Raw genomic sequence first — 13,588 nt, 5'->3', positions numbered from 1 at the left:
CTTTCCACATTGCAAGAGTCAGCCGCATTGCGTTTCTGTTTCGTGATGCGGGACGCGTGGTGGAGGTAGCATCGGGGAGCGCCTGACTGGCGACCTGCACGAGAGGCACGCATGCGCGACACCCGCCGCGAGATCGATGCGCTCGATCGACGGCTCCTGCGCGCATTGCGCGACGAGCCGCGCGCGACCCTCGTCGAGCTCGCGGAGCTCGTGGGCGCCTCCCGGCCGACGGTCAAGAGCCGCATCGACCGCCTCTGGGACAGCGGCATCATCATCGGCCGCGAGACCCAGCTCGACCTGGCCTCGATGGGCTTCGCGGTGCAGGCGCTCGTCCACCTGCAGGTGCAGCAGGGCGAGCTCGCGCAGGTGCGAGAGCACCTGGCGGCGATGCCCGAGGTCATCGAGGCCTTCTCCACCACCGGCGACGCCGACGTCCAGTGCCGCGTCGTGGCGCGGTCGACGAAGGACCTCCAGGATGTGCTGCTGCGCGTCTCGTCGTGCACGGCGGTCACGCGCACGCGCAGCGCGGTCATCCTCGACTCCCTCGTGAGCCACCGCAAGGTGCAGGCGCTCGACCTGCTCGACGACCTCTGACGTCCGCGCGCGATCAGCGCAGCGGCACCCGCAGCCGGGCGCCCGGCGCGTCGAGCGGCGAGCCCTCCAGGATCGTGAGCCCCGCCGCGTCGATCGCGACCGTCGCGAGCGTCTGCCACGCGCGGCCGAGCGGCTGCTCGGGGCGGGCGACGCAGCAGATGTCGCCGAGCTCCTCGCCGGGCGCCGTGCGCAGCATCGGCACGAGGTCCGTCGCCTTCGTCACGGGCGTCGGCCGCGCGGCGATGCGGCGGCGCAGCAGCGTGAGGCGATCGGGCGAGTCGGGATCGCCCCGGAACGTGCGCGATCCCGATGCGAGCCGCTCGGACAGGAAGTGGTTCGACCGCGGCAGCCACTGCGCATCGTGCAGGTCGACGACGGGCTCGACGATCTCGGAGCCCACGGGGCTGAGCTCGATCGCCGTGGCCGTGCGGCCGCCGTCGGCCGTCGGGCCGACGATCGTCACGACGCTCGACGACGTCACGGCCGCCGACCGCGCGATCGCGAGCGCCGCCTCCACCGTCGTCGCCTCGGCGAGGATGCGGTGCAGCACCGAGTGGATGGGCACGCCGCCCGGGCGGTCGTCGACGTGGGAGAGGATCGCGAGCAGCACGCCGACGCCCGCATCGTTCATGCCGACCTTCGCGCAGATGCCGTGCTCGGTGACGCCCGCGTAGCCGAGCGCTCCACCGCGCACCTGCTGCGCATGCCACGCGTCACCGAGCTCGCGGTGCCAGTCCCACACCTGCGCGGCCGCGGCCGGCGAGACGGTGGCGAGGATCGTGCACTCGCGGCCCGGAGGCACGGATGCGTCGGGACCGCCGCGTGCGACGAGCAGCTCGGTGCGGGCGGCGAGGGCTGCGGCGATCCACTCGGGCAGCTCGGCGCCCGCGGCGACCCCGAGCACCTCGTCGCGGCCGTCGGGCCACCACGCGCCGAGCGCGTCGAGGGAGGCGAGCGCGTGGTCGCGCACCTCGGCCTGGGACCATCCCGCGATGGCGAACAGGTCGAGGTAGACGCGCCAGTGGGCGCGCACGACGCCGCCCACCTGCCGACCGCGGTCGACGCCGCGGGCGTGCGGCGTGGCGCCGGCGATCTCGAGGACGCGCATCAGGGGTGCCTCTCGTGGGGCTCGCTTCGAGGCTCGCGGCGCGGGTCCTGAGGAGGCCGCGAGCGCAGCGAGCTGCCGTCTCGAAGGGCGCACCTCACCGAGCGGTCCTGGGGGTGGTCCCCATCAGCTGGTCGAGGAGCGCGCGAGCCCTCGGGCGAGCACGCGTCACGAGACCTCGCGACCGCCGCTCCCGCCAAGGCACGCGCCGGGTCGCGTCGAGCGGGCACGTCGCGTGGTCTCGTGACGCGGAGGCGCTGCGCGCCTGCGCTCCTCGACCAGTTGGTGGATGCGAGAGCCACCGAGCTCACCCGAATCGGCGCACCGTCGCGGCGTCGAGGCCGCTCGGCGGGCCCGCGAACCAGTCGATCGCGCCCGCCTCGACGTCGAGCGACGCCGTGAGCAGCGTCTCCCACCGATCCGCGAGGTCGGCGGCGGGGCGCACGCGCACGCACACCGGCGCATCCGCGCCGGCGGCACCGCACATGCCCGCGGCCATCGTCACGGCATCCGTCGCCGCCGTCGCGCCGTCGCGCTGCGCGAGCGCGTGCTCGAGCCTCGGCCCGGTGGTCGACGTGTCGCTCGTCGCCTCGCCCTCGGCGAGCCCGGGGTCGAGGAAGTGGTTCGTGTGCGCGAGGTACCCGTCGACCGGCTCGACGACCGCGACGCGCGCAGGCGACAGCTCGATGCACGCCGCCCTCGCCGGCCCGGCATCCGACGCCGCCTCCACCACCGTCAGCACGGTCGACGCCCCCACGACCGCGTCGCGAGCGAGCGCGATCGCCTCGTCGAGCGTCGACGCCTCGTCGAGGATGCGGCGCGCGACGACGTGCACCGGCACGCCCACGGCGGTGCGGTCGGAGACGTGATGGAGGATGTTGAAGTGCACCCCGAGGCCGCGGCCGGATGCGGTGCGGGCGACGCCGATCTTGCCGACCATGCCGGTCTCGGTGAACGTGCGCACGACGCGGTCGCCCAGCGGCACCTCCAGCAGCACGCCCGTGGGGGCGAGCTCGCCGTGCCAGTCCCACGTCTGCATCGTCATCGGCCGCCGGTCGTCGTGCACGGCGACGATCGTGGAGCACTCGAGCGCCTTCGCCGTGGGTGCGTGGGCGAGGATCTCGGTGCGCGCCGTGAGCAGCATGAGGTCGGCGAGCGCGACGTCGGCGCCGTGCGCGACGCCGTCGAGCTCGGCGGCGATCGCGGGCGCCCATGCGCGCACGGCGTCGATCGACCCCTCGACGACGGCTGCGGCGACGCCGGCGGGCACCCCCATGACGTCGTACGCGTCGCGGTAGAGCGCGATCGTGTCGCGGATGGGCTCGGCGAGCGCCGACCCGTAGGCGACGCCGCGCGAGACGGGGTCGGTGGCGGGCAGGCGCAGCTCGGCGACCTTCATCGGGGATCCTCTCCGTCGACCGTCGTCGACAGCGGTGGCAGGTGACCGCGGCGCACGTGCTCGGCGGGGAGCGCATCCATGAGCCCGGCGATGTCGGCGTGGGGGCAGCCGGCGATGGCTCCGGCGCCGGCGAAGGAGCCCTGGCCGGCGAACTCGTCGCGCACGCGGCCGCGGATCTCGGCGGGCTTGTCCTGGCTGAGCTTGAAGACGGCCTGCTCGCTCGTGACCTCGATCGCGAACGCCGTGACGCCCGTGATGATGTCGCGGAACACGTCCATCGACCCCGACATGTCCCACGTGGGGCCGCCGGCGGCGCCGCGCTGCCCCTCGAGCTGGGCGACGGTCTGCACGACGACGTCGAGCGCCTCGTCGTCGTCCATGAGCCGCACGGTGCCCGTGAGGTGCACGGCGGCGTAGTCGACGGTGGGCACGGCGCCGGGGGTGCCGTACAGCGACGGCGACACGTACCCGTGGGTCGAGGTGTGGATGAGCAGCACCTCGGGATGCCGGCGCATCGCGCGCCAGTGCCGGTTCGCACGACCCATGTGCGACCACAGCGTCTGACCCACGAGGGTGTCGACGGATGCGGCGTCGAGGGTCGGCGGCAGCACGACGGGCAGGTGCGTCGCGATCGGCGCGCCCGTCTGCGACGTCACCGCGAGCGCGAACGGCGTGCGTGCCACGAGGTCGACCAGCGCGCGCCCGTCGGGTGCGTGGTACGCGGGGAAGGTGTGCACGTCAGCGCACGCTCTCGATCACGGCATCCCACATGACCTCCGACGCGATGGCGCCGAACGACGCGACCGACGGCCCGAGGCCCTGGCGCGCGTCGTAGGAGGGCAGGTCGACCTCGTCGGTCGTGAGCAGGAAGAGCGTGTCGCCGTCGAGCGCCGTGTGGAACGGCTGGATGCCGCGGTGCATCGAGGAGTGGATCTGCGTGGCGAGCTGTCGCAGGTCGATCTCCTCGAGCCGCGCGTTCGTGACGACGACCGACAGCGTCGTGTTGCCGCGCTGGATGCCCTCGGCCCCGCCCGCACCCGCCTCGGCGAATGCCATCGCGCCGTCGATCGACGGATGCCGGCGCGTGCCGTCCTCCTGCACGTTGCCGCGCAGCACGGAGCCGTCGCGATCCATGACCGCGCCGACGGCGTTGACGACCGTGAGGGCGAGGATCTTGAGGTCGCCCACCTGCCGGAAGGCCGCGCCCTGCCCCGCCCACTCGGTCGAGGTCGGGCGCATCTTGCCGCACGATCCGCCGACGCCCGCGCCCACGCGGCCCACCTCGACGACGCCCTCGCGGGCGCGGTCGAAGGCGGCACGGCCGAGGGCGTTGTCGGGGGTGATGGCGTTGTCGCGCACGGCGAAGTCGTAGATGACGGCGCCCGAGACCACGGCGAGGTCGGCGAACCCCGTGCGGCGTCCGCCGCGCTCGAGCAGCGCATCCGTCACGCCCGACGCTGCCGCGGTGCCGTGCACCGAGCCGCCCGCGAGGCAGATGGCGTGGTTGAAGGGGTAGCGGCCCGTGATGCCCACGGCGCCGCCGCGGTCGTCGATCGCCGTGCGCGCGCCGCCCTCGACCTCGATGACGGTGACGCCCGTGGGGCCCTCGTCGTACTGCGCCGTGCCGATGCGCACGCGGGGGAAGTCGAAGGTCACCTCCGCGCGGCCCGCGCCGGGCACCGCGACGAGGTCGACGTCGTCGTTCGTCGTGAGGCCCGCGAACGTCGAGCGCGTCGTGCGTCGCGGCTCGGCATCCCAGTCGGTCTGCGGGGCGAACGCGGGCTGGGTCGACGTGGTGGTCATCGCTCCTCCAGGAGGGCTCGGGAGTACGGGTGGGTGAAGCCGGCCGCGACGTCGGCGGCACCGGCGTCCTCGACGACCTCGCCGCCGCGCATGACGACGACGCGGTCGGCGAGGTAGCGCACGACGGCCATGTCGTGGGAGATGAAGAGCGCGCCGAAGCCGTGCTCGGCCTGCAGGCGCTGGATGAGCTGCAGGATCTGCGCCTGCACCGACACGTCGAGGGCGCTGACGGCCTCGTCGAACACGATGAACCGCGGGCTCGTGATGAGGGCGCGGGCGATGGCGACGCGCTGCCGCTGGCCGCCGGAGAGCTCGTGGGGATGCCGTGCGCCGAGCTCGGGCGCGAGGGCGACCTGGTCGAGCATCTCGGCGACGCGGGCGCGCACTGCGCCGCGGTCGCGGGTGCGCACCTGCAGCGGCTCGGCGATCGACGCCGCGACCGACATCCGCGGGTTGAGCGCCCACATGGGGTGCTGCAGCACGGCCTGCATCTCGCCGGCCATGCGGCGGCGGCGCAGGGGCTGCCCGTCGAAGAGCACGGCGCCCGTCGTGGGTGCGCGCAGGCCGAGCGCGACGGATGCCGCGGTCGACTTGCCCGAGCCGGACTCGCCGACGAGCCCCACCGTCTGCCCCTCGTCGACCGAGAACGACACCTCGCGCATCGCGTGCACCGCGCGCGGCCCGGTGCCGAAGCGCACCGTCACGGCGTCGAGCTCGACCAGGGTCATGCGCGGGCCTCCTCGTCGGCGGATGCGGGTGCGGGGTCCGACGCGCGTGCACGGTCGGGCGCGGGCGCGGACGGCAGGGGCGCCGCCGCCTCCGCGCCCTGCGCCGCGAGCAGCTCCGTGTACGTGCGCACGGGCACGTCCTGCTGCAGCCTCGACGGCATGGCGGCGATGAGCGACTGCGTGTACGGATGCTCGGGCCGCTGCAGCACGACGCCCGGCGGGCCCACCTCCACGACCTTCCCGCGGTACATCACGGCGACGCGGCGGCACCAGCGCGCGACGGCCTCGAGGTCGTGGCTCAGCCAGATCACCGTCGCGCCGGTCTGCTCGGCGGCCTCGAAGATGAGGCGCAGCACCTCGCGGCGCACGTTGGCGTCGAGCGCCGCGGTGGGCTCGTCGGCCACGAGGATGCGCGGCCGGCGTGCCATCGCGATCGCGATGGCGACGCGCTGCGCCATGCCGCCCGAGAGCTCGTGGGGGTAGCGGCGCAGCACGTCGGCGGAGTCGGCGATGCGCACCTCGTCGAGCATCTGCGCGAGCGCGGCCCGCGACGCATCGCGTCCGAGCGCTCGCACGACGAGCGCGAGCTGCCTGCCGACGCGCTGCGTCGGGTCGAGCGTCGCGATGGGATCCTGCGGGATGAAGCCGAGCGCGTCGCGGCGCAGCGCACGCAGCCCCTGCCGGTCGAGCGCGCCGACGTCGACGCCGTCGACGCGCACCGAGCCGCTCGCGAAGCGTCCGTTCGCCGGCAGCAGCGCACCGATGGCGGTGCCGAGCGTCGACTTGCCCGAGCCCGACTCCCCCACGATCGCGAGCGCCTCGCCCGCATCCGCCGACAGCGTCGCGCCGTCGAGCGCGCGCACGGTGCCGCGCGACGTCTGGAACTCGACGACCAGGTCGTCGATCTCGATGAGGGTCATGTGAGGTCCACCGCCTGACGGGGCTCGAGGCGGTCGCGCAGGCTGTCGCCCACGAGCGTCACGGCGAGGATCGCGAGCACCATGGCCCCGCCGGAGGAGATGAGGATCCATGGCGCCGTGAGCAGGTAGAGGTTGCCCTCGCTCGCGAGCAGACCGAGCGACGACGCCGGCAGCTGCACGCCGTAGCCGAGGAACGACAGGCCGCCCTCGACGAGGATCGCGACCGACAGCGCGTACGTCGCCTGGATGACGACGGTGCCCGACACGTTCGTGAGCAGGTGGCGCGCCATGATGACGGGCGCCGAGACGCCCGAGATGCGGGCCGAGGTGACGAAGTCGCGCCTGGCGACCTGCGCGGCCGCGGCGGCGACCTGCCTCGTCATGAGCGGCACGGTGATGAGCACGATCGCCGCGAGCGACGCCGTGATGCCGGCGCCGAACGCCGCCGCGACGAGCAGGGCGAGCAGGATCGACGGGAAGGCGTAGAGCACGTCGCCGATGCGCATGACGACCTCGCGCACCCAGCCGCCGAGGTAGGCGGCGAGGATGCCGAGCGCCGTCGCGATCACCGCGGTGCACACCACGGCGACGGCCGAGAGCAGGAAGGTGGTGCCGATGCCCTCGAGCAGGCGCGCGAGCAGCGAGCGGCCGAGGGAGTCGGTGCCGAGCGGATGCGCGAGGCTCGGTGCCTCGAAGCGGCCGCCGACGGTCGTCGTGCCGTCGTTCAGCCCCGGCACGACGCGGCCGGCGAGCGACGCGACGACGAGCAGCGCGAGCACCACGAGGGCTGCCGTGAGCACGGCATCCTTCGTGCGCAGCGCCTGCAGGCGACCCGGCGCGGCGGCGAGCCCCGCGGCGACGCCCGTCATGCCCGCGCCCCGATCGTCGAGACGCGCGGGTCGACGAGGCTCGAGACGAGCTCGACGAGCACGCTCGTCGCCACGAACACGACGGCGGCGAGCATCACGCCCGCCTGCACGACGGCGTAGTCGCGGCGGTCCATCGCGAGCAGCAGGTACGAGCCGACGCCCGGCACGTTGAAGAGGCCCTCGACGATGACGGCGCCGCCCAGCAGGTACGCGAGCAGAGTGGCGGCGAGCGTCAGGATGGGGATGGTCGCGTTGCGCAGCACGTGGTGCCGCACGATCGACCACGGCGTCTCGCCGCGCGCGACGGCGGCCTGCACGTACGGCTCCACGAGCACGCCGAGCACGGCATCCCTCGTGGTGCGCGCCGTGGCGGCGGCGCAGAAGACCGACAGCACGAGCGCGGGCAGCAGCGACGACAGCAGCCCCTGCCCGACGTCCTCGGCGACGGGCGTGAACGCGCCGATCGTGATGCCGAGCGGCACCGACGAGAACAGCAGCACCACGAGAGCACCGAGCACGAACTCGGGGATCGAGATGCCGAGGCCGCCGACGACGCGGCTCACGACCGCGCCGCCGCGACGGCGGGCGCGCAGCGCCTGCAGCACGCCGACGGGGATGCCGACGCCGAGCGCGATCACGAGGGCCATGATCGCGATCGTCGCCGTCACGGGCAGCCGCATGGCGAGCTCGTCGAGCACGGGCTGTCGCGACACGATCGACGTGCCGAGGTCGCCCGTGAGCACCTTGCCCATCCAGATGCCGAACTGCGTGACGAGGTCGCGGTCGAGCCCGAGCTCGGCGACGAGCGCCGCGCGCTGCTCGTCGGTCGCGAGCGGGCCGAGCAGCACGCGCTCCGCCTGCCCCGGCACCACTCGCACCGCGGCGAAGACGAGCAGCGCGATGCCGAGCAGCGTCACGAGACCCGTGAGGACTCGACCACCCACCCATCGCGCTGCTCGCATCTCAGCCCCCGATCGTGCGGAAGTCGGCCACGAGGCGCAGGAAGTCGCCGTAGCCCTCGTCGGACAGGATCGACGGCGACAGCTGGTCGCTCGCGAACCCGACCACCTGGGGGCGGGTGGCGAGCGGCAGCATCTCGGCGTACTCGTCGGCGAGGTCGCACACCGTCTGCAGCGCCTCGGCGCGCTCGGCGCCGGGCTCGAGCTGCTGCGCGGCGACGATGGCCTCCGACAGGTCGTCGTGCGACTGCGTGAAGCCGACGTTGAAGAACGCCGTGTCGGGGTTCCACCAGCTCGTCACGATCGACGCGTCGCCGTAGCCGGCGAACCAGCTGAGGGCGATGTCGAAGTCGCCGGGCTGCGACACGTAGACGCGCTCGCCGAACGTGCCGTCGTCGACCGACTCGAGCTCGATCTCGGCACCGGCTGCCTCGAGCTGCTGCTGCATGAGCTGCGCGATCGCCGCGAGCGCCGGGTCGGAGTTGTAGATGAGGATGCTGGCCTCGACGCCCGCGAGCGCATCCGCGTCCACCTCGGCGGATGCCGACGGCACGGAGTCGGGCGCGCACGCGTCGGGCAGGTTGGCGGGCGTCACGGCCGTCGGCTCGGCGGCGCCGGCGAGGGCGACGTCGACGAGCGCCTGGCGGTCGATGAGGGCGTTGACCGTCTGGCGCACCTCGGGGTCGGCGAAGGGCGAGTCCGGGTTCACCGAGTTGAGCATCGCGTAGAAGAAGTCGCTCTGCGTCTGGCTCACGGCCGTGACGTTCGGCGCCGACTGCAGCAGCTGCAGCGCGTCGGGGTTCGAGAAGTTCGCCAGCTGCGTCGACCCGTCGCGCAGGCCGGCGAGGCGCGTCTGCTCGTCGCCGGCGATCACGAGCTCGAGCGTGTCGATGCCGAGCGCGTCGGCATCCCACCAGCCGGGGTTGGCCTCGAACGTCCACGACTCGTCCTGCCGGTGCTCGGCGACGGTGAAGGCGCCCGTGCCGAGCATGTCCGTCACGGGGTCGAAGGTGCCGGCGGTCAGCTCCTCCATGGGCAGGATCGCCGCGGGCGTGTTCGCGAGCGCGGCGAGGAACGGCGTGTACGGGCTGTCGAGCGTGACGGTGACCTGCTGCGTCTCGCCGCTCGTGTCCTCGATGGATGCGACGGGGCCGAGCTGGCCCGACCAGACGGAGCCGGAGTCGGCGAGGCGCTGCAGCGAGCCGACGACGTCGGCGGCCGTGACGGCGCGGCCGTTCGAGAACGTCGCGTCGGGCTGCAGGGTGAACACGTAGGTCGTGGCGTCGGGCTGCTCCCACTCGGAGGCGAGCTCGGGCTGGATCTCGAAGCCGGGACCGACCGTCACGAGCGACTCGTACACGAGCCCCATGATCGACCACGAGCGGGCGACCTCGGCGAAGGCGGGGTCGAGGCCCTGCGCCTCGGCGGTGTCGTAGTCGACCTGCACCTGCAGGCTGCCGCCCGCGCTGTCGATCGAGTCGTCGGCGATGGCGACGTAGCCGTCGGGCACGTCGGACTGGCCCTCGGACGGCGTCGAGCCGCCCGAGCATCCTGCGAGCGCGAGCGCCGCGATGGCGGCCGCGACGGCTGCGGTGGAGGTGGTGCGCACGGGAGCCTCCCGGTCGATGGGGCCGACGTCGAGAGCGGGTGCTGGATGCTCCGAGCCGGATGCCGGATCGTTCCGGCATTGCCGGGAATCTACGCGCGGCGACGGCGGCGGTCAAGCGCCGGATCCCCATCCGGCCCGATTCGTCACGTACTCGTAACACCGGATGACGGATCGATCCGGCCCCAGCGTTTCCGGGGGACGCCCCTGTGGTAGACACGGGGCATGCCCGACCGCGCCAGCACCCGCGCCGCGACGATCGTCGACGTCGCCCGCGCCGCCGGCGTCTCGCGCACCACGGCATCCGACGCCCTGCGCGGGCACGGCCGCGTCTCGCAGGAGACGCGCACCGCGGTCGAGGCCGCCGCGTCGACGCTCGGCTACCGCCCGAACTCGGCCGCCCGGTCGCTGCGCGCCGCGACGACCGGCACCCTCGGCATCCACCTGCCCGAGGCGATGACGCGCATCGAGTACTACCTGCAGACCGTCTACGGCGCCCTCGAGCAGGCTGCTGCCGACGAGATCGACGTCACGCTCATCACGTCGCGCCGGCTCGCAGGCGGTCAGGCGCCGCCGGCCGTCGACGGCGTCATCCTGCTCGACCCGCTCGCCGACGACCCCGTCGCCGAGCGCCTCCTCGCGCTCGAGCAGCCCCTCGTGACGCTCGAGGGCGCGCCGGCCTCGCGCTCGGTGGGCGTCGTGTCCGCCGACCACGAGGCCGCCGTGCGCGAGCTGCTCGACCACCTCGCCGACCGCGGCGCCGTCGCGCCGGCGCTGCTGGCCTCCCCCGCCGTCACCGACTGGGGCGGCCGCGTGCAGGCCGCGTACCGCGCGTGGTGCGCCGAGCGCGGCATCGAGCCCGCCATGGTCGAGCGGCCGTTCGGCTCCGAGTCGGGCGCATACGCGGCAGCGGCGCGCGAGCTGCTCGTGGCCCGCCCCGAGGTCGACGCCTTCCTCTGCGGCCCCGACGGCTCGGCGATCGTCGTCGTCGACGTGCTGCAGGACCTCGGCCGCGAGGTCGGCGACGACGTGCTCGTCGCGGCGCTCGTCGACAACCCCGCCTACGTCTACACCGACCCGCCCGTCACGGCCATCGACCTCACGCCGCGCGCCGCGGGGGCCGCGTGCATCCGCCTGCTGCTCGACATCGTGCGCGGCGACGCGGCAGCCGACGCCGAGGTGCCGCTGCCGATCGCGGTGCGCTACCGGGCGAGCACGCTCGGCGCCGCCGGCTGACGGCGACGAGCGCTCGGCGGCGGCGGCCGACCGTCGAGCGCGCTCGGGAGCCGCGCCCATCCCGCCATCCGACCCGCGCCGAACCTCGAGGGACCGACGCGGCACGCGCTAGCCTGCCGGGTGGTCTTCGTGGCCGGGACGACGGGATGGTGCAGGTGGTGGCCGAGCGAGCGCGCGCGACGCGGTGGCGTGGTCTCGCGCTCCCCGCGCTGCCTCGCGCGAGCGCCCGCGCGGAGCGCATCGGCATCGCGGTGCTCGCGGCCGTCGCGTTCGGCGTCGTCTTCGCCGTCGCGGTGTGGACCGAGCACGGCAGGCTCGCGGAGGGCGCCGTGCTCGACGCGTCGACGTTCGCGACCGACTCGTCGCTGCTCGGCGTCGTCGGGGTCGCGAGCCTCGCCGCCGCGTGCGTCGGCCTCGTCGCGATCGGCCTCGTGCGACGCCGCGGCGACCTCGCGCTCGTCGCCGTCGGCGTGGTCGCGGCCAGCACCGGCGTCGGGCAGCTGCTCAAGCACCTCGTGCTGTCGCGCCCCACGCTGGTGGCCGAGCAGGGCAACTCGTTCCCGAGCGGGCACATGATCGCGTTCGCAGGCGTCGCCGCCGGCCTGCTCGTCGTGCTCCCGGTCGCGCTGCGCCTCGTGGCAGCGCCCGTGGCATCCGTGGTGCTGTCGCTCGTCGCCGTGCGCCTCGTGCACGACGGATGGCATCGGCCGAGCGACGTCGTCGGGTCGCTGCTGCTCGTCGTGTGCCTCACGGCCGTCGGCACGCTGTGGCGGCCGCCGGCGCCGCCGACGCGGCGCGCGCCGCATCGCATCGTCGAGCTCGCGCACCTCGGCGGCGCGGCCGTCGCTGGCGTCGTGGCGATCGTCGCGGCGCTCGTGGCGACGTCGTCCCGAGCCTCGGGCGAGCCGCTGCTCGTGGCCGCGTCGGCAGCGCTCGTCGCCGCCGTGCTCGGCGCCGTCGCGACCCTGTCGTGGCTCCTGCGCCGACCGCGCGCATCCGAGCCCGGCGTCCGTCACCTGCGCTGACGCCGGCGACGGGCCGGACCCGTCAGCCGTCGGTCCGGATGCTCGGCAGGGGGCGCTCGTCCGTGGCGGCGCCGCCGAACGCCTTCGCCGCGATGCGACGCACCGGCGCGCTGGCCGCAACGCGGATGCCCGCACGCAGCGCGCTCACGCCGAGCCTCGAGGTCGGATACGCGATCCCCGGCACGCCCGGCGGCAGATCCTGGGTCTCCTCGACCAGCGGCCGCATCCACGACTCGAAGGCCGCGAGCCCCGCGTCGACGTCGGCGTCCTGCAGCGAGGCGGCGAGCACGTACGGCCCGATCAGGGCGAGCGACGAGCCCCCGCCCGCGAGCGGCGTCACGCACCAGGCCGCGTCGCCGACGACGCAGACGCGACCCGCCGACCATGCGGGCATGCGCACCTGGGCGAGGTCGTCGGCGTAGACGTCCGACGACGTGGCGAGCCCGTCGAGCACGCGTCGCGCCTCCCATCCCGCGTCGGCGAAGATGCCGTCGAGCAGGGACTCGCGCGCCTCGCGCTCGACGCCCGTCACCTCGTCGCGCTCGCATCGGTAGGCGAGCGTGGCGCGGATGGTGCCCATCGCGTCGGGTCGGAGGGTGACGTGCCGCTCGCCCGTCGCGACGTACCACCGCCACCAGTCGTCGTCGGCGTCCGTGCGCTCGATCGTGCCGTAGACGATGGCGAGGCCGAGCCGGTCGAGCTCCGCGGCATCGCCGAACACGAGCGAGCGCGTGCGCGAGCGGACGCCCTCGGCGACCACCACGAGGTCGACCTCGACCTCCGTGCCCGAGGTCAGCCGCACCCGGGCGGACCCCTCCGCGTCGTGGATGCGCTCGATCGCGTCGCCGTAGACGATGTCCACGCCGTCGGGCAGCGCCTCGAGGATCGTCCTGGCGAGGTCGCCGCGAAGGATCTCGAGCTCCGCCGTCGGCCCGTCGACGCCCGCCTCGGCAGGGAACTCGCCGATCGTCCTGCCGTCGCGGCCGACGAAGCGCGTGCCCTGCTCCGTCGTGGTGCGGTCGCGGATCACCGCCGTGATCCCCATGCGATCGGCGACCTCGCGCGCGACGCCGCGCACGTCGACGTTCTGGCCGCCGTCGCGGAACGCGTCCGCGCGCTCGACGACCTGCACCTCCCAGCCGGTGCGCGAGAGCCAGAAGGCGGATGCGAGGCCGGCGATGCTGGCACCGCTGACGAGGGCGCGACGAGTCATGGTGCGATCATCCGCTCCGCCGTCGCCCGCGCACCAGGGGTGGACGCGCCCGCCGTCGCGCGTCCGTCATCACCGCGTCGACACCGCACGCCACAGGGCCCTCGCCTGCGCGATGCAGACGAGGGCCCCGA

At 74.3% G+C, this 13,588-nt stretch carries 13 protein-coding genes; 3 read left to right on the top strand and 10 right to left on the bottom strand.

Features of this window, described 5'->3' with window-relative positions; genetic code table 11:
* The first annotated feature begins 111 nt into the window (after positions 1-111).
* Entirely contained in the window at positions 112-594 is a 483-nt protein-coding gene (locus tag FS793_RS15300; protein WP_144721891.1) for an Lrp/AsnC family transcriptional regulator, read from the top strand.
* Between the two features lie 13 nt (positions 595-607).
* Here FS793_RS15300 and FS793_RS15295 read toward each other — a convergent pair whose 3' ends face one another.
* The 9 genes from FS793_RS15295 to FS793_RS15255 form a co-directional block, all read right to left on the bottom strand.
* Entirely contained in the window at positions 608-1,702 is a 1,095-nt protein-coding gene (locus FS793_RS15295) for a C45 family autoproteolytic acyltransferase/hydolase (RefSeq protein WP_144721889.1), read from the bottom strand.
* A 304-nt stretch (positions 1,703-2,006) separates the two neighbouring features.
* Positions 2,007-3,098, bottom strand: coding sequence for a C45 family autoproteolytic acyltransferase/hydolase (locus FS793_RS15290; RefSeq protein ID WP_144721887.1), 1,092 nt, complete (start codon positions 3,096-3,098; stop codon positions 2,007-2,009).
* Positions 3,095-3,835 (bottom strand): FMN-binding negative transcriptional regulator, encoded by a 741-nt coding sequence (locus FS793_RS15285; protein ID WP_144721885.1) that lies wholly within the window; start codon positions 3,833-3,835, stop codon positions 3,095-3,097. Before FS793_RS15285 ends, FS793_RS15290 begins: the two co-directional genes overlap by 4 nt.
* Before the next feature lies 1 nt (position 3,836).
* Positions 3,837-4,901, bottom strand: coding sequence for a P1 family peptidase (locus tag FS793_RS15280; protein ID WP_144721883.1), 1,065 nt, complete (start codon positions 4,899-4,901; stop codon positions 3,837-3,839).
* Positions 4,898-5,629, bottom strand: coding sequence for an ABC transporter ATP-binding protein (locus tag FS793_RS15275; RefSeq protein WP_144721881.1), 732 nt, complete (start codon positions 5,627-5,629; stop codon positions 4,898-4,900). The genes FS793_RS15280 and FS793_RS15275 overlap by 4 nt, the downstream gene beginning before the upstream one ends.
* Positions 5,626-6,549, bottom strand: a complete 924-nt coding sequence (locus FS793_RS15270; protein ID WP_144721879.1) for an ABC transporter ATP-binding protein — start codon at positions 6,547-6,549, stop codon at positions 5,626-5,628. Before FS793_RS15270 ends, FS793_RS15275 begins: the two co-directional genes overlap by 4 nt.
* Positions 6,546-7,418: an ABC transporter permease gene (locus FS793_RS15265; RefSeq protein WP_144721877.1), complete on the bottom strand. Its 873-nt coding sequence runs from the start codon at positions 7,416-7,418 to the stop codon at positions 6,546-6,548. The genes FS793_RS15270 and FS793_RS15265 overlap by 4 nt, the downstream gene beginning before the upstream one ends.
* Positions 7,415-8,362: an ABC transporter permease gene (locus tag FS793_RS15260; protein ID WP_260980210.1), complete on the bottom strand. Its 948-nt coding sequence runs from the start codon at positions 8,360-8,362 to the stop codon at positions 7,415-7,417. The genes FS793_RS15265 and FS793_RS15260 overlap by 4 nt, the downstream gene beginning before the upstream one ends.
* A 19-nt stretch (positions 8,363-8,381) precedes the next feature.
* The gene (locus FS793_RS15255) at positions 8,382-9,986 is read right to left on the bottom strand and encodes an ABC transporter substrate-binding protein (protein WP_144721873.1); all 1,605 of its coding nucleotides are present in this window, start codon (positions 9,984-9,986) and stop codon (positions 8,382-8,384) included.
* A 222-nt stretch (positions 9,987-10,208) separates the two neighbouring features.
* Between FS793_RS15255 and FS793_RS15250 the strand changes: the two genes are divergently transcribed.
* Both FS793_RS15250 and FS793_RS15245 read left to right on the top strand, forming a co-directional pair.
* A complete protein-coding gene (locus FS793_RS15250; RefSeq protein ID WP_144721871.1) occupies positions 10,209-11,219 on the top strand; it encodes a LacI family DNA-binding transcriptional regulator in 1,011 nt (336 codons plus the stop codon).
* Between the two features lie 158 nt (positions 11,220-11,377).
* On the top strand, positions 11,378-12,244 hold the full coding sequence (locus FS793_RS15245) for a phosphatase PAP2 family protein (protein WP_186329558.1): 867 nt from the start codon (positions 11,378-11,380) through the stop codon (positions 12,242-12,244).
* A 22-nt stretch (positions 12,245-12,266) separates the two neighbouring features.
* Here FS793_RS15245 and FS793_RS15240 read toward each other — a convergent pair whose 3' ends face one another.
* Positions 12,267-13,457 (bottom strand): FAD-dependent monooxygenase, encoded by a 1,191-nt coding sequence (locus FS793_RS15240; RefSeq protein WP_144721868.1) that lies wholly within the window; start codon positions 13,455-13,457, stop codon positions 12,267-12,269.
* Between the last annotated feature and the right edge of the window lie 131 nt (positions 13,458-13,588).

Origin of the sequence: Agrococcus jejuensis (assembly GCF_007679035.1) — a bacterium.
Lineage (GTDB): Bacteria > Actinomycetota > Actinomycetes > Actinomycetales > Microbacteriaceae > Agrococcus > Agrococcus jejuensis_A.
Note: the sequence above shows the minus strand (reverse complement) of the source record. Positions and strands in the feature narration are given on the sequence as shown.

Bases quoted from the DNA above. Each gene is read 5' to 3' on its own strand.
- FS793_RS15270 (WP_144721879.1), bottom strand. From the start codon at position 6,549: ATGACCCTCATCGAGATCGACGACCTGGTCGTCGAGTTCCAGACGTCG.
- FS793_RS15280 (WP_144721883.1), bottom strand. From the start codon at position 4,901: ATGACCACCACGTCGACCCAGCCCGCGTTCGCCCCGCAGACCGACTGG.
- FS793_RS15300 (WP_144721891.1), top strand. From the start codon at position 112: ATGCGCGACACCCGCCGCGAGATCGATGCGCTCGATCGACGGCTCCTG.
- FS793_RS15295 (WP_144721889.1), bottom strand. From the start codon at position 1,702: ATGCGCGTCCTCGAGATCGCCGGCGCCACGCCGCACGCCCGCGGCGTC.
- FS793_RS15265 (WP_144721877.1), bottom strand. From the start codon at position 7,418: ATGACGGGCGTCGCCGCGGGGCTCGCCGCCGCGCCGGGTCGCCTGCAG.
- FS793_RS15240 (WP_144721868.1), bottom strand. From the start codon at position 13,457: ATGACTCGTCGCGCCCTCGTCAGCGGTGCCAGCATCGCCGGCCTCGCA.
- FS793_RS15275 (WP_144721881.1), bottom strand. From the start codon at position 5,629: ATGACCCTGGTCGAGCTCGACGCCGTGACGGTGCGCTTCGGCACCGGG.
- FS793_RS15290 (WP_144721887.1), bottom strand. From the start codon at position 3,098: ATGAAGGTCGCCGAGCTGCGCCTGCCCGCCACCGACCCCGTCTCGCGC.
- FS793_RS15250 (WP_144721871.1), top strand. From the start codon at position 10,209: ATGCCCGACCGCGCCAGCACCCGCGCCGCGACGATCGTCGACGTCGCC.